Annotated in this window: 14 protein-coding genes and 1 riboswitch; of the genes, 5 read left to right on the top strand and 9 right to left on the bottom strand. The window is 74.8% G+C overall.

Annotated elements, in window-relative coordinates; all coding sequences use genetic code 11:
- Window positions 1-263 precede the first annotated feature (263 nt).
- Window positions 264-1,364, bottom strand: a complete 1,101-nt coding sequence (locus ACIPPS_RS15915) for a pyridoxal-phosphate-dependent aminotransferase family protein (protein ID WP_401431644.1) — start codon at window positions 1,362-1,364, stop codon at window positions 264-266.
- Between the two features lie 103 nt (window positions 1,365-1,467).
- Here ACIPPS_RS15915 and ACIPPS_RS15910 point away from each other — a divergent pair, with 103 nt between their 5' ends.
- From ACIPPS_RS15910 to ACIPPS_RS15900, 3 genes are all read left to right on the top strand, one after another.
- Window positions 1,468-2,553: an amidohydrolase family protein gene (locus ACIPPS_RS15910; RefSeq protein WP_401431642.1), complete on the top strand. Its 1,086-nt coding sequence runs from the start codon at window positions 1,468-1,470 to the stop codon at window positions 2,551-2,553.
- An 80-nt stretch (window positions 2,554-2,633) separates the two neighbouring features.
- Complete coding sequence (locus ACIPPS_RS15905) at window positions 2,634-3,362, top strand: siderophore-interacting protein (RefSeq protein WP_401433069.1); 729 nt, start codon at window positions 2,634-2,636, stop codon at window positions 3,360-3,362.
- Between the two features lie 338 nt (window positions 3,363-3,700).
- Window positions 3,701-4,672, top strand: coding sequence for an SCO1860 family LAETG-anchored protein (locus tag ACIPPS_RS15900; RefSeq protein ID WP_401431639.1), 972 nt, complete (start codon window positions 3,701-3,703; stop codon window positions 4,670-4,672).
- 131 nt (window positions 4,673-4,803) lie between these two features.
- On the opposite strand, the gene cobC is transcribed toward ACIPPS_RS15900, so the two are convergent.
- Window positions 4,804-6,351: an Rv2231c family pyridoxal phosphate-dependent protein CobC gene (gene cobC, locus ACIPPS_RS15895; RefSeq protein WP_401431636.1), complete on the bottom strand. Its 1,548-nt coding sequence runs from the start codon at window positions 6,349-6,351 to the stop codon at window positions 4,804-4,806.
- A 62-nt stretch (window positions 6,352-6,413) separates the two neighbouring features.
- Between cobC and ACIPPS_RS15890 the strand changes: the two genes are divergently transcribed.
- A complete protein-coding gene (locus tag ACIPPS_RS15890; RefSeq protein ID WP_401431634.1) occupies window positions 6,414-7,142 on the top strand; it encodes a ZIP family metal transporter in 729 nt (242 codons plus the stop codon).
- A 2-nt stretch (window positions 7,143-7,144) separates the two neighbouring features.
- Here ACIPPS_RS15890 and ACIPPS_RS15885 read toward each other — a convergent pair whose 3' ends face one another.
- The 7 genes from ACIPPS_RS15885 to ACIPPS_RS15855 all read right to left on the bottom strand — a co-directional run bounded on the left by ACIPPS_RS15885 (window position 7,145) and on the right by ACIPPS_RS15855 (window position 16,066).
- On the bottom strand, window positions 7,145-8,527 hold the full coding sequence (locus ACIPPS_RS15885; protein ID WP_401431631.1) for a cobyrinate a,c-diamide synthase: 1,383 nt from the start codon (window positions 8,525-8,527) through the stop codon (window positions 7,145-7,147).
- Window positions 8,521-9,129 (bottom strand): cob(I)yrinic acid a,c-diamide adenosyltransferase, encoded by a 609-nt coding sequence (cobO, locus tag ACIPPS_RS15880; RefSeq protein ID WP_401431629.1) that lies wholly within the window; start codon window positions 9,127-9,129, stop codon window positions 8,521-8,523. Before cobO ends, ACIPPS_RS15885 begins: the two co-directional genes overlap by 7 nt.
- Window positions 9,129-11,210, bottom strand: coding sequence for a putative cobaltochelatase (locus tag ACIPPS_RS15875; RefSeq protein WP_401431626.1), 2,082 nt, complete (start codon window positions 11,208-11,210; stop codon window positions 9,129-9,131). The genes cobO and ACIPPS_RS15875 overlap by 1 nt, the downstream gene beginning before the upstream one ends.
- A gap of 430 nt (window positions 11,211-11,640) precedes the next feature.
- Entirely contained in the window at window positions 11,641-13,287 is a 1,647-nt protein-coding gene (locus tag ACIPPS_RS15870) for a cobyric acid synthase (protein ID WP_401431624.1), read from the bottom strand.
- A complete protein-coding gene (locus ACIPPS_RS15865; protein WP_401431621.1) occupies window positions 13,284-14,246 on the bottom strand; it encodes a cobalamin biosynthesis protein in 963 nt (320 codons plus the stop codon). Before ACIPPS_RS15865 ends, ACIPPS_RS15870 begins: the two co-directional genes overlap by 4 nt.
- 54 nt (window positions 14,247-14,300) lie before the next feature.
- A riboswitch (cobalamin riboswitch) is annotated at window positions 14,301-14,374 on the bottom strand.
- 182 nt (window positions 14,375-14,556) lie between these two features.
- On the bottom strand, window positions 14,557-14,778 hold the full coding sequence (locus ACIPPS_RS15860; protein ID WP_401431618.1) for a hypothetical protein: 222 nt from the start codon (window positions 14,776-14,778) through the stop codon (window positions 14,557-14,559).
- Window positions 14,779-14,791: 13 nt separating this feature from the next.
- Window positions 14,792-16,066, bottom strand: a complete 1,275-nt coding sequence (locus ACIPPS_RS15855; protein ID WP_401431615.1) for an anion permease — start codon at window positions 16,064-16,066, stop codon at window positions 14,792-14,794.
- Between the two features lie 375 nt (window positions 16,067-16,441).
- Between ACIPPS_RS15855 and ACIPPS_RS15850 the strand changes: the two genes are divergently transcribed.
- Window positions 16,442-17,569, top strand: a complete 1,128-nt coding sequence (locus ACIPPS_RS15850; RefSeq protein ID WP_401431612.1) for an alpha/beta hydrolase — start codon at window positions 16,442-16,444, stop codon at window positions 17,567-17,569.
- Window positions 17,570-17,638 lie beyond the last annotated feature (69 nt).

The following is a 17,638-nucleotide window of genomic DNA, read 5'->3' as shown; positions in this document are numbered from 1 at the left end:
GGGGGGGGGGGCGGGGGGGGGCCCCCCGGGCCCCGTGGGGGGGGGGGGGGGGGGGGGGGACACCGCGGCCGCCCCCCCCCCCCCCCCCGGCCCACGCCGGGCGCGAGGCTCCACGGCCTGCCCTCGGGTCAGGTCTGCGGCCTCGGGGCCGTGCCTTCTGGTCAGGCCCCCGGCCTCCGTCGTCTCAGGTCCTGGCCCCAGGCCCCCGGCCTCCGTCGTCTCAGGTCCTGGCCCCAGGCCTCCGGCCTCCGTCGTCTCAGGTCCTAGCCCCAGGCCTCCGCCGCCGCGCGCCGGGCCGCCTCCAGGTCCACCGGGCGGCCCGTGCCGGCGAGCGCCGAGCCCAGGGCCGCGAGGGAGGACTGGACCACGCCCGGGGTCGCGTCCACGCCGTAGTGGTTGACCCGGATCATCTCCTTCGCCAGCGCCCCGCCACCCGCGATCAGCGGCAGCGACGGGTCCGCCGCCAGCGCCCTGGCGACCAGTTCCGAGGCGTCCACGCCCTCCGGCGCGCGCAGCGTCGTCGCGACCGGGGCAGCGTCACGCGCCGTGTGGACGTACGGCTCCAGGCCGCCGCCGAGCGCCGACGCGCCCGCGCGGGTCGCCGCCGCGGCGGAGGCGTGACGGGCCATCAGCGCGTCGAGACCTTCGGACTCGATCCGCTCCGCACAGGCCTCGAGGGCGAGCATCTCCAACTGCGCCGGGGCGTGCGGCAGCGTCGTACGGCCGCCGTCGATCCAGCGCTCCTTCCAGTCCAGGAGGGAGAGGTACGAACGGCGCGGCGCCCGCGGGTTGGCGGCGAACCGCTCCCACGCCCGCGCGCTCACCGAGACCGCCGAGACGCCGGCGGGGCCGCCCATCGCCTTCTGCGCGCCGATGATGCACATGTCCACGCCCCACGCGTCCGGCAGCACCGGCTCCGCGCCGATCGACGCCACCGCGTCCAGGTAGAACAGCGCGCCGTGCGCCCGCACGACCTCGCCGATCTCGGCCACCGGGTTCGTGTTGCCCGTCGCCGCCTCCGCGTGCACCAGGGAGACGAAGTCGATCGCCGGGTGCTCGGCGAGCGCCCGCTCCACCTGGCCGGCCGTGACCGCCGTGTGGAAGGGCACCTCCAGGTCCACGACCGTGGCGCCGCAGTCCCGCAGCCAGTTGCCGAAGGTCTGGCCGTACGGGCCGGTGACGATGTTCAGCGCCGTCGAGCCCGGCCGGGCCCCGCTGCGGATGCAGCCCTCCAGTGGCAGCAGCGCCTCGCCCTGGGTGATCACCACGTCCTGCTCGGTGGAGAGCAGGGCGGCGACCTGCCGCTCGATGGACGCGAAGTGCGCGGCGGTCAACGGGGCCAGGTCCAGCAGCGGGTGTGTCACGGCGGTGCCTTCTTCGAAAGGAGGGTCGAGCGTCCGTTTCAGGGTACCGAGCCGCTTCCCGGCCCCCGTGTCCCCCGCACCGGCCCCCTCGTAGAGTGCAGTCATGAGCGATCACGCGGTGCTGCATGTGAAGGGGCGGGTGCTCGTCGGCCCGGAGGACGTACGGGACGAGCTCTGGGCGGTCGACGGGCGCATCACGTACACCCGCCCCTCCGGCGCGGCGCTGACGATCGAGGGCTGGGTCCTGCCGGGCCTCGTCGACGCGCACTGCCACGTCGGCCTGGACCGGCACGGCCCGGTCGACGACGCCACCAGCGAGAAGCAGGCGCTGACCGACCGCGACGCGGGCACGCTCCTGATCCGTGACGCGGGATCGCCCTCCGACACCCGGTGGATCGACGCGCGCGAGGACCTGCCGAAGATCATCCGGGCGGGCCGCCACATCGCCCGTACCCGCCGCTACATCCGCAACTACGCCCACGAGATCGAGCCCGAGGACCTGGTGACGTACGTGGGGCGGGAGGCCCGGCGCGGCGACGGCTGGGTCAAGCTCGTCGGTGACTGGATCGACCGCGAGGTGGGCGACCTGTCGGCCTGCTGGCCGCGCGCCGAGGTCGAGGCGGCCATCGCCGAGGCGCACCGGCTCGGGGCCCGGGTCACCGCCCACTGCTTCGCGGAGGACTCGCTGCGGGACCTGGTCGAGGCGGGCATCGACTGCATCGAGCACGCCACCGGGCTCACCGAGGAGACGATCCCGCTCTTCGCCGAGCGGGGTGTCGCGATCGTGCCGACCCTCGTCAACATCGCCACCTTCCCGCGCCTCGCCGACGGCGGCGAGGAGAAGTTCCCTCGCTGGTCGGCGCACATGCGACGGCTGTACGAGCGCCGGTACGACACCGTCCGCTCGGCGTACGACGCGGGCGTCCCGGTCTTCGTCGGCACGGACGCGGGCGGCTCGCTCGCCCACGGCCTGGTCGCGGCCGAGGTCGAGGAGCTGGTCAAGGCCGGCATTCCGCCGATCGAGGCCCTCTCGGCGACCGCCTGGGGCGCCCGCGCCTGGCTGGGCCGCCCCGCCCTGGAGGAGGGCGCCCCGGCGGACCTCGTCGTCTACGCCGAGGACCCCCGCGCGGACGTCCGCGTCCTCGCGGCGCCGCGCAGGGTCGTGGTGAACGGGCGCGTGATCGGCTGACCGGCCCCGATCTTCCTCGCGTTGCTTAGGTTAGGCTGACCTAAATGCGTCGACAGGCGACGCAGGGGGAGGCGATCGCGGTGGGGCATGGCTGGGAAGGTGTGGTCCTGAAGCTGTTCCGGGGGCGGGACTTCACGTTCACCGTGACCGGGGCCGAGCAGGTCACCGAGCACTTCCGGCGGATCCGTCTGACGGACGGCGGACTCCTCGCCGCCGCGGGCGTCCACCCGACGATGTGGGTACGGCTCTGGTTCGACAGCGCCGGCAAGCCGCACCAGCGCGCCTACACCCTCGTCGACCCCGACGCGGAGGCCGGCACCTTCAGCCTGGAGTTCGCCCTGCACGACGGCGCCGCCAGCGACTGGGCCCGCTCCTGCGCCCCCGGCGACACCATCGAGGCCACCCTCCAGGGCACCGGCTTCACCGCGCCCGAACCCCGGCCCGGCCGGATGTTCGTGATCGGCGACCCGGCCTCGCTGCCCGCCATCAACTCCCTCCTCGACTCCGCGCCCGACGTGCCGGCCACCCTCTGGTTCGAGACCTCCCACGAGGCGGACGAGGGGCTGCCGCTCCGCCTCGACGCGGAGCGGCACGAGCTGCGCCGGGTCCCGCGCCGGGGCGGCGGCGCGGCGCTCGTCGAGGCCGTGCGCAGCGAGCTGCCCGAGCTGCTCGACGGCGGCGCGGACGCCCCGTACGTCTGGATCGCCTGCGACACGGCGACCACCCGCACCCTCGCCGCGTACGTCCGCAAGGAGCTCGCGCTGCCCAAGGAGCGGGTCCACTCCCTGGGGTACTGGCGCGCCTCCTGACCGACCTCGTGCGGCCGCGGTCCACTACGCCGGATCCGGCCCGCCGTCGCTGCGTCGTGTTGACCGTCCGTTACCCCAGGTCGGTGCCGGTCGTTGAAGCACTTCCCGCGTGCGCCCGCGCAATTCGCAACGCGCGGGGCGCGCGGGAACGCCTGTGCCGAAAGAATCGAATATGGGCACGGAAACCCCCCTTTGGAGTGAACTCACGTCGGGTGTCTGCCAGTTCACCCTCCGTGCGTAAAGATTCCGGTGTCTCAAGTCGCCGAGACCGCGTCGACCCCCGTGTCCCCGTGGTGAGCGGCCGGCGACGCCATGTCTCTTGTGGGGGTACCACCAACGTGAACAGCAACACCGTCCGCATGCCCGTACGCCGCACCGCCGCCGCCGCGACCGTCGCCGCGCTGGCCGTCGGGCCCGTGGTCCTCCTGACCCCCGCGGCGCACGCCACCGGCGGCGAAGGGCGCGCGACCGCCGTCGTCCTGCGGACCGGTCTCGACGTCAACCTGCTCGACAAGACGGTCGACGTGCCGCTGCGCGTCTCCCTCAACGAGGTCGAGGCACCGGAGAGCGAGAACCGGACCGCGCTGACGGTCAAGGTGGAGGGCGCCGAGAACGGCAAGCCGATCGACGTGCTGCGCGCCGATGTCGCCACCTCCAAGGCCACGGTCGACAAGGACAGGGCCGAGGGATACGTCAACCTGGTCAAGGCGAAGGTCCACGTGCCCGGTATGCCCCTGCTCTCCCTGATCGAGGTCGAGAAGGTCACCGCCAAGGCGCTCTGCGAGACCGGCAAGCAGCCGGTCGCCGAGGCCAACCTCCTCGGACACGTGACCGTCCTCGGCAAGAAGACCACCCTGTCGACAGCCGGCCGGACCAAGGTCAGCGTGCCGGGCGTCGGTGACGTGACCCTCGACCTGTCCCGTACGTCCACCACCTCGCGCACGGCCGCCGCCACGGCCCTCGAACTGAAGGTGGAGATCAACCCGCTGAAGCTCGGCGTGGCCGAGGTCAACGGCGTGGTCACCCTCGCCGAGGCCACCTGTGAGACGCCGAAGGGCACGCGGCCCACGGAGCGGCCCACCGAGCGGCCGACGGAGCGGCCGAGCGAGCAGCCCTCGCAGGAGCCCTCCGCCAGGCCCACCGACGCCGGTGGCGTGACGACCCAGAACGAGGGCGCCGAGCCGACCGACCAGAACCTCGCCGCGACGGGCGGCAGTTCGATGACCCCGTACCTGGCAGGCGGCGCCGTCGTCCTGCTCGGCGGCGGCGCGGGAGCGCTCGTCCTGGCCCGCAGCCGCGCCCGCGGCTGACCGGACCCGAGGGGGGAGGGGGCAAGCCCACGGGGAGGGCGGGGGCGCCGACGGGCGCCGCCCTCCCCGTTCGCGGGCCTCAGCCTCGATCAGCCCTCAGCCTCGATCAGCACTCAGCCCCCGGTCAGCCCTCAGCCCTCGATCAACAGCGCCTGGTCCAGGGCCTGCAGGAACCGGTTGGTGGTGACCCGGTCCCGCACCGCCAGCCGCAGCCAGTTCCGGTCGAGGCCCGGGAAGGTGTCCCCGCGCCGGACCGCGAACCCCAGCGCCCGCAGCCGCTCCCGTACCGCGTCCGCGCGCTCGATCCGGATCAGGACGAACGGACCCTCCGCCGCCGCCACCGCCCGCACCTCGTCGAACTCCGCGAGGCCCGCCAGCAGATGGGCCCGCTCCACCCCGATCCGATGCGCCGCCAGCTCCGCCTCCGCGAGCGCCGCCCGCGACATGCAGGCCTCGGCCGCCACCAGCGCCGGGGTCGACACCGGCCAGAGGGGCTGTGCCCGCTCCAGGAGGGCGATCGTCTCCGGGTGCGCCAGGACGTAGCCGATCCGCAGCCCCGCCAGGCCCCAGGTCTTCGTGAGGCTCCGCAGCACCACCAGACCCGGTGTGTCCGTCCGCCCGGCCAGCGACTCCCGTTCGCCCGGCACCGCGTCCATGAACGCCTCGTCCACCACCAGCGTCCGCCCCGGCCGGGCCAGGGCCGCGATCGCCGCCGCCGGGTGCAGCACGGACGTCGGGTTCGTCGGGTTGCCGATGACCACCAGGTCCGCGTCCTCCGGCACGGCGGCCGGATCCAGCCGGAAGCCGTCCTCCTCGCGGAGCAGCACCCGGCGCACCTCGTGCCCCGCGTCCCGCAGGGCCGCCTCGGGCTCGGTGAACTGCGGGTGCACCACGACCGGCCGCCGCACCGGCAGCGCCCGCGCCAGCAGCACGAACGCCTCCGCCGCGCCGGCCGTCAGCAGCACCCGGGCGGGCGCCACGTCGTGCCGCTCGGCGACGGCCGCCCGCGCGACCCGGCCGTCCGGGTACTGCGCGAGGCCGGTCAGACAGTCCGCGATCCGGGTCCGCAGCCACTCCGGCGGCGTGTTCGTCCGGACGTTGACCGCGAGGTCGATCAGCTTCTCGTCCCGTACCTCCGCGTCACCGTGGTGCCGCAGATCGTGGACGTCAGAGTGCGCGTGGATATCCATGGCCGCCGTCGGGTGGTGAGTGGGGGGTGTACGGGGCTCCGTCTGACCAGCGATGTACCCCTGTCCCTGGGGCAACAACCGTGCGGTGGCGGCATCTTCGTTCGGACGAAACCGGAGGGACCGGGCAATCGCACACGTCACGCGCGCCGATTTCCGCTTCGGTACGAGCAGCACGGCACCGGTGCCCGCCGCGAGCAGCGCCGCCGCCTCCGCCACCGACGCCGTCCCCGTCGCCGCCAGCGGAGCATCCGAGGGGTGCGGTACGGCCACGGTGGCCAACTCCTCCGGCCCGTACGCACGGAGCGGTACACCGAAGCGCTGGGCCGCGCCCACGATCCCCGGATCCGCCGCCCGTGCCTCCAGCGTGGCGAACGCCGTCACGTCCGAGCCCGTCCGGCCGGCCTCCTCCAGCGCCGCCGCGACCAGGGCGAGGACCTCGTCCACGGGCACCCCGGACCGGGCGCCGACGCCCACCGTCACACCGTTCACCGCACGCCCCCCGCCGGCCCACCGATGTGCGCGGACCGCGCGCGATCGGATAGCAAAGGCCCATGGCCGTTTTCGTCGCGCTCGGCGCGTTCCTCATGACGCTCTTCGGCGGCTGGACCGCGCAGCGCGTCACGGACCGGCGCCACCTCGTCCTCGGCCTCGCCGGCGGACTGATGCTCGGCGTGGTCGGGCTCGACCTCCTGCCGGAGGCCGTGGAGGCCGCGGGCGACCCCCTCTTCGGTGTGCCGCAGGCCCTGCTGCTCTTCGTCGGCGGCTTCCTCTTCGCCCATGTCGTGGAACGGCTGCTGGCCGTCCGTCAGGCCGCGCACGGGGTCGGAGCCGACGAGCGCGTGCCACAGGTCGGCCTGACCGCGGCGGCCGCGATGGTCGTCCACAGCCTCATGGACGGCGTCGCTCTCGGCGCGGCCTTCCAGGTCGGCGGGGGCATGGGCGCCACCGTCGCGCTCGCCGTCATCACCCACGACTTCGCCGACGGATTCAACACGTACACGATCACCAGCCTGTACGGGAACGCCCGCCGCAAGGCGATCATCATGCTGGTCGCGGACGCGCTCGCCCCGATCGTCGGGGCGGCGTCCACCCTGCTGTTCACCCTTCCGGAGGAACTCCTCGGCAGCTATCTCGGCTTCTTCGGCGGCGCACTGCTGTACCTCGCCGCCGCCGAGATCCTCCCGGAGGCCCACCACCGGCACCCGGCCCTCTCCACCCTGCTGTGCACGGTGGCGGGCGTGGCGTTCATCTGGGTCGTGGTGGGCGTCTCCGGCGGCTGATCTCACGCGGCGGGCCCGTCCGCGCAGTGCTCCACGAACCGCACGGCCGCCTCCGGCGCACCCGCCCAGTGGGTGTGCACGTAACTCGCGTGCACGCCCCGCTCGACGAACCCCTCCAGACGGCGGTGCGGCTGCCGCAGTCCCCAGGCCGCCTGCATGCCCGCGCCCGGCTCGATCACGGTCCGGTGGAACTCGTGGCCCCGCATCCGCGCCCCGGCCGCCGCGAGCGAACTGTCGCTCACCGCGACCGCGTCCCGGTAGCCGAGCGTGAGCCGCTCCGACATCCGCGCCTCCGCGTCGAGCACCCCGCACATCGGCCGCCCGTCCAGCGAACGGGCGAGGTACAGCAGCCCGGCGCACTCGGCGGCGACCGGCGCCCCGGCGGCCGCCAGCTCGGCGACGGCCTTCCGCAGCGGCTCGTTGGCGGACAGCTCCGCCCCGTACATCTCGGGGAACCCGCCCCCGATGACGAGCCCGCTCGTCCCCTCGGGCAGCGACTCGTCCCGCAGCGGATCGAAGGTGACGACCTCGGCCCCGGCGGCGGTGAGCAGCTCGGCGTGCTCGGCGTACGAGAACGTGAAGGCGGCGCCCCCGGCGACCGCGACCACCGGACGACGGCCCGGCGCGGACGAGGCGGGCGCGGGGCGCAGGCCGGCGGCCGTCGCGGTGGGATCCCACGCCTCTCCCGGCATCGGCGGCGCCGAGCGCGCCAGCGCCAGCAGCGCGTCCAGGTCGCATCCGGCCCGCACCTGCTCGGCCTGCGCCGCCACCGCCTCCACGGCCGCGGTCTGCCGTTCGGCGACCGGGACGAGACCGAGGTGCCGCGACGGCGTCGCGACGGACGGCGCCCGTCGCAGCACGCCCAGCACCGGCACCCCCGAGCCCCCGAGCGCGTCCCTCAGCAGATGCTCGTGCCGGTCCGAGGCGACCTTGTTCAGGATCACCCCGCCGATCCGCACCTCCGGGTCCCACGACGCGAACCCGTGCACCAGCGCCGCCACCGACCGCGACTGCGACGAGGCGTCCACGACCAGGACCACCGGCGCCCTGAGGACCTTCGCCACCTGCGCCGTCGACGCCAGCTCGCCCTGGTCGGCGGCCCCGTCGTACAGGCCCATGACGCCCTCGACCACCGCCAGTTCACAGCCGGTCGCCCCGTGCTCGAAGAGCGGCCCGATCAGTCCCGTACCGCACATGTACGCGTCGAGGTTGCGGCCCGGTCGCCCCGTGGCCAGCGCGTGGTAGCCCGGGTCGATGTAGTCGGGGCCGACCTTGTGCGGGGAGACCGCGAGGCCACGGCCCGCGAACGCGGCCATCAGACCGGTCGCGACCGTGGTCTTGCCCGCGCCGGAGGACGGCGCGGCGATGACGAGACGTGCTACCACTCGATGCCCCGCTGGCCCTTCTGACCCGCGTCCATCGGGTGCTTCACCTTCGACATGTCCGTCACGAGGTCCGCGAAGTCCACCAGCTCCTGGGGGGCGTTGCGGCCGGTGATCACGACGTGCTGGTGCCCCGGACGGTCGCGCAGCACCTCGACGACCTCCTCGGTGTCGATCCAGCCCCAGTGCAGCAGGTACGCGAACTCGTCGAGGACGTAGAACGTGTACCTCTCCTCCGCGAGGTCCCGCTTGACCTGCTCCCAGCCCTCGCGCGCCTTGTCCTCGTGGGACTGCTCGCCCTCGGCGACCTCGCGCTGGATCCAGGACCAGCCCTCGCCCATCTTGTTCCAGGTGACGGTTCCGCCCTTGCCGGTCTCGCCGAGCGCCTTGAGGGCGTTCTCCTCGCCGACCCTCCACTTGGCGGACTTGACGAACTGGAACACCCCGATCGGCCACCCCTGGTTCCAGGCGCGCAGCGCCATGCCGAAGGCGGCGGTCGACTTCCCCTTGCCGACGCCGGTGTGGACCATCACCAGCGCCCGGTTGCGGCGCTGCCGGGTGGTGAGACCGTCGTCGGGAACGACGGTCGGCTGTCCCTGCGGCATCAGGCTGCCCTCCTCGTTGTGTACTGCTCTGCCTGTACGTTCCTGACGAGCCCGGCGATCGCGTCGGCGCGCAGCTCGTCCAAGGTCACGGCGGTACCGCCGAGTTCACGGGCGAGGTCCCCGGCGAGCCCGAGCCGTACGGGGCCGGTCTCGCAGTCCACGACGACGGCCGCCGTGCCCTCGGAGGCGTGCAGCCGCGCGGCGCGCGCGGCGAGCGCCACCGGGTCGGCGCCGCCGCCGGTCGCCCTGCCGTCGGTCACCACGACGAGCAGCGGTCGGCGCGAGGGGTCCCGCAGCCGCTCGACGCGCAGCACGTCGTGGGCCTTGAGCAGCCCCGCCGACAGCGGGGTACGGCCGCCCGTCGGGAGCTGCTCCAGCCGGGCCGCGGCGGCGTCCACGGACGAGGTCGGCGGCAGCGCCACCTCCGCGTCCCGGCCCCGGAAGGTGACCAGACCGACCTTGTCGCGCCGCTGGTACGCGTCGAGCAGCAGCGAGAGCACCGCGCCCTTCACCGCGCTCATCCGCCGGCGCGCCGCCATCGAACCGGAGGCGTCCACGGCGAACAGCACCAGGTTCCCCTCCCGGCCCTCGCGCGTCGCCTGCCGCAGATCGTCCCGGCGGACCACGAGCCTGGGGCCGGACCGGCCGCGCGCCCTCTGGTGCGGGGCGGCGGCGTGCACGGTCGCGGCCAGGTGCAGCTTGGTCAGCGCGCCCCGGGGCCGTACGGCGCCGGTCGTCCTGCCGTGCTCCGTACGGGCCCGGGAGCGGCGCCCGGCCGCGCCCTCGCCGAGCCCGGGGACGCTGAGCATCTTCGTACGGAACGGCTCGGCGGCCTTGACGGCGGACCGCTCACCGACGCCGCCCGAGCCCTGCGGGGCGGGCGCGGGCGCCTCGTCCGGGGCCGGGGCGTTCTCGGGAGCCGGGCCGTCGCCGTGCGGGGCCGTGGAGCTCTCGGGAGCCGGGCCGTCACCCTGCGGCGGCACGCCGCCCCCGCCGCCACCGTCACCGGGGCCGCCGGGGCCCTCCGGCCCGGGGCCCTCCGGCCCGGGGTCAGGGTCCTCGTCGCCCTCGCCCTGGAACCGCTCCAGGGTCTCGTCGAGCCTGTCCTCGTCCAGGCCCGGCGCGTCGAAGGGGTTCCGGCGCCTGCGGTGGGGGAGCGCGAGCAGCGCGGCCTGCCGGACGTCCTCGGAGGTCACCTCCGTGCGCCCGGCCCACGCGGCGAGCGCGGTCGCCGTCCGGGCCATGACGATGTCCGCGCGCATGCCGTCCACCTCGAACGCGGCGCAGGTCGCGGCGATCTGCAGCAGGGCCGCGTCCCCGAGCACCACGCTCGGCAGCAGCGCGCGGGCGGTGGCGATCCGCTCCCGCAGGGCGGTCTCCTCACCCGACCAGCGGGCGGCGAAGGCGGTCGGGTCGTCGTCGAAGGCGAGCCGGCGCCGGACGACCTCCACCCGCTGCTCGGGCTCGCGGGAGGCCGCGACCTCGACCGTCAGGCCGAACCGGTCCAGCAACTGCGGCCGCAGTTCGCCCTCTTCGGGGTTCATGGTGCCGACGAGCAGGAACCGGGCCGCGTGCCGTACGGAGACGCCTTCGCGCTCGACGTACGAGGAGCCCATGGCGGCGGCGTCGAGGAGCAGGTCGATCAGGTGGTCGTGGAGGAGGTTGACCTCGTCCACGTACAGGATCCCGCGGTGCGCGTCGGCGAGCAGGCCGGGCTCGAACGCCTTCACGCCCTCGGCCAGGGCCCGTTCGATGTCCAGCGCGCCGACGAGCCTGTCCTCGGAGGCGCCGACGGGCAGCTCCACCATCCGCGCGGGGCGCGCGGCGGCCGGGGTGCTCTCGTGCGGCCCGTCCGGGCAGGCCGGGTCGGGCGAGGCCGGGTCGCAGCTGAAGCGGCAGCCGGCGACCACCGGCACCTCGGGCAGCAGGTCCGCGAGCGCCCGCACGGCCGTCGACTTGGCGGTCCCCTTCTCGCCGCGCACGAGGACGCCACCGACCGCCGGGCTCACCGCGTTGAGCAGCAGCGCGAGGCGCAGGTCGTCCATGCCGACGACGGCGGTGAACGGATAGCGGGTGCTCATCGGGTGGTCCTTCCTTCGACTTCGTGGCGACCGGCGGCCGCCGACGGCGAGCAACGGCCCACGGGGGCCACGGGTAGGCGACGTCTTCCCCGCACGACGGGAGCCCCAGGACCGGCGGAAGACCGACGGCGTCCCAGCCCGGGGCGCGTGCGGGGCCGCGTGCGGGGCCGCACGACGGGGCACGTGTCGTGCCCCGTGCCGGGCCGCGTGTCGTGCCCCGTGCCGGGCCGCGTGCCGCGTCCCGTGCCGGGCCGCGTGCCGCGTCCCGTGCCGGGCCGCGTGCCGCGTCCCGTGCCGGGCCGCGTGCCGCGTCCCGTGCCGGGCCGCGTGTCGTGCCCCAAGCCGGGCCGCGTGTCGTGCCCCGTGCCGCGCCCGAGGCCGGGCCGCACGCCGCCCCCCAAGCCGGGCCGCACCGCGTGCCGTCGCCCCCTCACGGCGCACCCGGCGGCACGAACGGCAGGCCCGTCGGTGCGCCGTGTTCGATCAGCCGGAGCAGCGCGTCCGTGTCCGCGTGTTCCTCGATCAGGTCCCCGAGCCGGTCCAACTGCTCCTCGCGGAGCGCCCCGAAGGACGTGTCCGGGGCCGGGACGAAGCGCCGTCCGGCCGCCGCGGCGACCTCCCGCAGGAACGCCCGGCGGAACCCGTCGCTCTCCAGCGAGCCGTGCCAGTGCGTCCCCCAGACCGCGCCGACCCGGCACCCGTCGAGGAACGCCTCCCCGCCCAGCACGTCCGCGACGCCGTGGTGGATCTCGTACCCCTCGACCCGCTCGCCGAGCGCCTCGCCGACCGGCCGGGCCAGCGTCTTCTCGGCCGCGAACCGGACTCGTACGGGCAGCAGTCCGAGCCCGTCGACGGTGCCGGCCTTCGACTCGACCTCGTCCTCGATCCGTTCCCCGAGCGCCTGGAAACCGCCGCAGATGCCGAGCACCGGCCTGCCCTCCGCGGCCCGCCGGGCCAGCGCGTCCGCGAGCCCGCGTTCGCGCAGCCACGCCAGGGCCTTCACCGTGCCCCGGGTGCCGGGCACGATCACCAGGTCCGCGTCGACCAGCTCCTCCGCCCGGTCCACGAACCGCACGACGACGCCCGGCTCGGCCGCCAGCGCGTCCACGTCCGTGAAGTTGGACATCAACGGGACCGCGCAGACCGCGACCCGCAGCACGTCCGCGCCGACCGGCGGCGCGACGACCGACTCGCGGACCGCGCCGCGCAGGGAGACCCGCAGCCCGTCCTCCTCGTCGATGCCGAGCCCGTGCGCGTACGGCAGCACGCCGAACGTCCGGCGCCCGGTCAGGTCGTACAGCATGTCGAGCCCGGGCTCCAGCAGGGTCACGTCGCCGCGGAACTTGTTCACGAGATAGCCCGCGACCAACTCCTGGTCCTCGGCCGCCAGCAGCGCCGTCGTCCCGAAGAACTGGGCGAACACCCCGCCCCTGTCGATGTCCCCGACCACCAGGACCGGCAGCCGGGCCGCCCGTGCGATGCCCATGTTCACGATGTCCGTGCGCCGCAGGTTGATCTCGGCCGGACTGCCCGCCCCCTCGCAGATCACGGCGTCATACGTGCCCCGCAACTCCTCCAGACACGCCATCACCGGCTCGAAGAGCTCCCGCTGCCGGCCCCCGCGCAGCCTCTTCCCCGCGGACGGCCCCCCGGACCCCCCGAAGAACCCCTTCGCGCTGAGCTCGCCCACCGGCTTGCCCATCAGGACGACCTGGCTGGAGCGGTCGCTGCCCGGCTTCAGCAGGACCGGGTTCATGAGCGCGGTCGGCTCGACCCGGGCGGCCTGCGCCTGCATGGCCTGCGCCCGGCCGATCTCGGCGCCCTCGCGGGTCACGAAGGAGTTCAGGGACATGTTCTGGCCCTTGAACGGGGCGACCTTCACGCCCTGTCGGACCAGCCAGCGGCAGATACCGGCCGTGACGACACTCTTGCCGGCGTCGGACGTGGTCCCGGCGACCAGCAACCCCCCGCCGCGCCGACGCCCGCTCCCGCCGATCGCCGTCGCCCCACCGGTGGGTGCTCCGCCCGCCGTCGCCCCGCCCGCCGTCGCCTCGCCCGCCGTCGCCCCGCCCGTCATGCCTGCCTCCGCTTCAGCGCGCTCGCCGCGATCCGGCCGCCCACGCAGACCGCCAGCGTCAGCGCCGTCACGCGGCGCGACAGCCGGACCGCCCGGTCGATGTCCGCGACCTCCACGGCCCGTCCCTCCGTGTTCAGGACCGGCCGGTGCTCGACCCGCCCGCCGTACGAGAGCGTCCCGCCGAGCCGTACGCCGAGGGCTCCGGCGAACGCCGCCTCCACCGGGCCCGCGTTGGGGCTCGGGTGCTTGGCCGCGTCCGCCCGCCAGGCGCGCACGGCCCCGCGCGGATCCCCGCCGGCCACGGTCGCGAGCGCCGCCGTCAGCCGGGCGCCCGGCCAGCCGGCCACGTCGTCGAGCCGGGCCGAGGCCCAGCCGAAGCGCCGGTACCGCGCGGACCTGTGGCCGACCATGGCGTCCAGGGTGTTCACCGCCCGGAAGCCGACCAGGCCGGGAACGCCCGCGACCGCGCCCCAGACCAGTGCGCCCACGACGGCGTCGGAGGTGTTCTCGGCGACGGACTCCACGACCGCGCGGGCCATCGCCGGACCGTCCAGGGAGTGCGGGTCGCGCCCGCACAGGTGGGGCAGCCGCTCGCGGGCCACGTCCAGGTCACCGGCGGCGAGGGCGCCGCCGATCGCGTCGGCCTCCCGGCCCAGCGTCGTCCCGCCGACGACGGCCCACACGGCGGCGGCGGTCAGCGCGGCGGAGGCGCGGGGGTGGTCACGTACCGTACGGGCGGCCAGCGCGGCGGCGCCCGCGGCGCCCGTCACACAGACCGCGGTGTGCAGCGCGCCCCACCCGCGGTGGTCGCGCCACAGCAGCTTCTCGACCGCCCCGGCGGCGCGTCCGAACGCGGCGACCGGATGGCCGCGGCGGGGGTCGCCGACGATGGCGTCGGCGGCGAGACCGGCGGCGGCGCCGTACGCGAATACACCTGGGGCAGCACTGCGGCCGGGCATGGCGCTGTGTCCTCACTCAGGGTCCGCGCCCTGGCTCGACGTGACCGGCGGCGAGAGTTCCTGGCTCCCGGGGATCGCTCCCCGGTCACAGTGGCGGGACCGCGCCGGATTCGCACCGGGCTTCCTCTGCTTGCCGCCGTAATGGCCCCGGAAGTCCACCACGTGTGCGAACACCCGTCAACTCACGCTTGACCTGCGGCGGGACAGTGTGCGGAGCACCACAGCGCGACCCGCACCGCGCCCCTGGACGACGGAAGGGCGGGCCGCACCCGAAGGTGCGACCCGCCCGTCCGTCGGAGCGGGACCGTCGTCAGACGACGATCAGATAGATGCCGTACGCGACGGCCGCCGCGCACAGCGCGAAGCAGGCGTACGCGCCGGTGCGCGCCATGGCGGCCGAGCCGCCCTGGGACGCGGCCTGCTCCTGCTTGGAGAGGCCGATGATGCCGAGGGTGAAGAGCCCCACGAGGGCGACGGTCGCCACGAGGCTGACTCCGAAGACGGAGCCGAGAGCTGCCCAGTCGATCTTCATGTCGTTTCGTTCCTTATACCGATGCGGGCGCAGTCGGCGCGGCGGGGGCCGCCGGGTCCACGGGGGCCGGCGCGGGGATGGTGGTCTTGAGGGCGTCGTCGGAGACGGCGGCGAAGGCGCCGACGGTCGCCGGCGGGGTGACGGCCGCGATGGCGGTGGTCACGACGCCCGCGGGCTCGCCGTCGATCTCGTCGGCGGTCACGTTGTGGTGGTCGACCGGCTTGCGGCGGGACAGCGCCCAGATGACGCCCGAACCGGCCACCAGAAGGACGGCGACGACGGCCACACCCCAGGGGCCCTGCTTGGTGAGGAACTCGGCGCCGGCGCCGACCAGGCCCGCGGCGGGCAGGGTCAGACCCCAGGCGACGAACATCCGGGTCGCGGTGGACCAGCGGACGACACCGCCCTTGCGGCCGAGGCCCGCGCCCATCACGGCGCCGGAGCAGGACTGCGTGGTGGAGAGGGAGAAGCCCAGGTTGGACGAGGCCAGGATGACCGTCGCGGCGCTGGTCTGGGCGGCGAAGCCCTGCTGCGGCTGGAGGTCGGTGAGGCCCTTGCCCATGGTCCGGATGATGCGCCAGCCACCGAGGTAGGTGCCGAGCGCGATGCAGACACCGGCGGAGACGACGACCCACATCGGGGGGTTGGAGCCGGGGGCGAGGACGCCGCCGGTGACCAGGGCGAGGGTGATGACACCCATCGTCTTCTGCGCGTCGTTGGTGCCGTGCGCGAGGGAGACGAGACCGGCGGAGGCGATCTGACCGGCCCGGAAGCCCTTGGCGGTGGACTTCGTGTCCGTCCTGGCGCCGATCCTGTACGTCAGCTTGGTGGCCGCCATCGCGGCGAGGCCGGCGACGAGCGGCGCGGCGATCGCGGGGATGAGGACCTTGCTGACGACGGTCGAGCCGTTGACGGCGGACCAGCCGGCCGACATCACGGCGGCGCCGATGAGGCCGCCGAAGAGGGCGTGCGAGGAGCTGGACGGCAGACCCAGGAGCCAGGTCAGCAGGTTCCAGAGGATGGCGCCGACGAGCGCCGCGAAGATCACTTCGGTACGAATGCCCTGTTCGTTGATGATCCCGCCGGAGATCGTCTTGGCGACCTCGACGGACAGGAACGCGCCGACCAGGTTGAGCACGGCGGACATGGCCACCGCCGTCTTGGGCTTGAGGGCACCGGTCGAGATGGTCGTCGCCATCGCGTTGGCGGTGTCGTGGAAACCGTTCGTGAAATCGAACACGAGAGCTGTCACGACCACAATCGCGAGCAGCAGCGTGATGTGTTCCATTTACCCAGGCAATCGTTTGACGTCAGTGGCTCGACGAACGTAGGCAACCTGAGTGAACGGAAGATGAACTGGGTCGGGCGCTGTGGTGACCCAAATCGGGTTCTGGGCATTCCGTTTGTGCTCTCGAAGGGCTCCCCGTGGACCCCTTGTCCACGATGTGGGCACCGTGCGACCGCCGGTAATCCGTGCCGTCACCGGAGACCGGGGGCGTCGTCCGCTTCGTCCCGGCTCGCCCGTGTCAGCCCGTGGACGGGCCGGCAGGCGTGTCAGCCGACCGGGGGACCCGCGAAGGAGATCCACGTCACTCGATCAGGGGACCGTCTCGGGCGGGTTTGTCCGGTGGCAGCCCCGGCCCCGGCTACCGACACTGGGACCGTGCGCCCGGCTACAGCGACGGCAGCGGCCGTCACCACTCTGCTCGGTGCCGGCGCGGCCGCGATCGCGGCCGGCCGGTACGCCGGCGACGTCGCCCTCAGGGCGGCGTCCGGACCGCCCCTGCCCGGCGACCCCCGGCTCACCGTGCACGCCACGGGCCCCGGCCAGGTCACCCTGACCCGCAGCCTCGCCTCCCTGCGCCCCGGTACGTACGGGATCGAGGGCCCCGGCGTGCACGCGGTCGTCGGCCCGGTCCTCGACCGGGTGCCGCACACCGCGGACACCGTCGTACGCCGCCTCGAACGCGTCGAGCACGGCGAGCTGGCGCCCGGCGCCCGGGTCCGCCTCACCCCCGAGCTGCACAGCGGCACCCCGGAGACCGCCCTCGGTGTCACCCAGGAGGACGTCGAGATCCCCGGCGAGCTCGGGCCCCTGCCCGCCTGGCTCGTCCCAGGGCCACGCGCCACCTGGGTCATCGCCCTGCACGGCATCGGCACCACCCGCCGGCACCCCCTCAACCTCGTCCCCTTCCTCTCCCGCCGGCAGATCCCCGTCCTCTGCCTCGCCCACCGGGGCGACGAGGGCGCGCCCCCCTTCCCGGACGGCGTCGGCCACCTCGGCGACTCCGAATGGCGGGACGTCGACGCGGCCCTGCGCTACGCCGTCCGCAGGGGCGCCGAACACGTCGTGCTGCACGGCTTCGGGACCGGCGCCTCGATGGCCCTGCACGCCGCCGCCGACTCCGGCGTACGGGACGTCGTCCGCGGCCTCGTGCTGGACTCCCCGGTCCTCGACCGGGAGGCCACCCTGCGCAACCTCGCCGCCGCCCACCGGGTCCCCGGCCCCCTGCTTCCGCTTGCGGTCCGCGCCGCGACGGGCCGGGGCTGGCCGCACGGCGACCGGCTCCCGCAGGCCGCCGACCCGGCCGCCCTGCGCGTACCGACGCTCGTCCTGCACGGCCCCGACGACACGATCGCCCCCTGGGAGCCCTCCCTCGAACTGGCCGCCCGCCGACCGGAACTGGTCACCCTGCACACGGTCAGGGGCGCCCCGCACGCCGCGATGTGGAACGCCGACCCGGTCCGCTACGAGGAGGCCCTGCGCCGCTTCCTCACCCCCCTTCTGTAGGCCGCTCCGTAGGCCGCGCCTTCTGTTCCGGTGGGCCGTGCGCCGGGCCACGGCCGGGGCCCCGGGGGC

Origin of the sequence: Streptomyces sp. NPDC090127, assembly GCF_044746945.1 — a bacterium.
Taxonomy (GTDB): domain Bacteria; phylum Actinomycetota; class Actinomycetes; order Streptomycetales; family Streptomycetaceae; genus Streptomyces.
This window is presented reverse-complemented; position numbering and strand designations above follow the sequence as displayed.

Coding starts and splice junctions, on each gene's coding strand:
- ACIPPS_RS15910 (WP_401431642.1), top strand. CDS start 1,468: ATGAGCGATCACGCGGTGCTGCATGTGAAGGGGCGGGTGCTCGTCGGC.
- ACIPPS_RS15890 (WP_401431634.1), top strand. CDS start 6,414: ATGGCCGTTTTCGTCGCGCTCGGCGCGTTCCTCATGACGCTCTTCGGC.
- ACIPPS_RS15855 (WP_401431615.1), bottom strand. CDS start 16,066: ATGGAACACATCACGCTGCTGCTCGCGATTGTGGTCGTGACAGCTCTC.
- ACIPPS_RS15865 (WP_401431621.1), bottom strand. CDS start 14,246: ATGCCCGGCCGCAGTGCTGCCCCAGGTGTATTCGCGTACGGCGCCGCC.
- cobO (WP_401431629.1), bottom strand. CDS start 9,129: ATGCCGCAGGGACAGCCGACCGTCGTTCCCGACGACGGTCTCACCACC.
- ACIPPS_RS15860 (WP_401431618.1), bottom strand. CDS start 14,778: ATGAAGATCGACTGGGCAGCTCTCGGCTCCGTCTTCGGAGTCAGCCTC.
- ACIPPS_RS15870 (WP_401431624.1), bottom strand. CDS start 13,287: ATGACGGGCGGGGCGACGGCGGGCGAGGCGACGGCGGGCGGGGCGACG.
- ACIPPS_RS15875 (WP_401431626.1), bottom strand. CDS start 11,210: ATGAGCACCCGCTATCCGTTCACCGCCGTCGTCGGCATGGACGACCTG.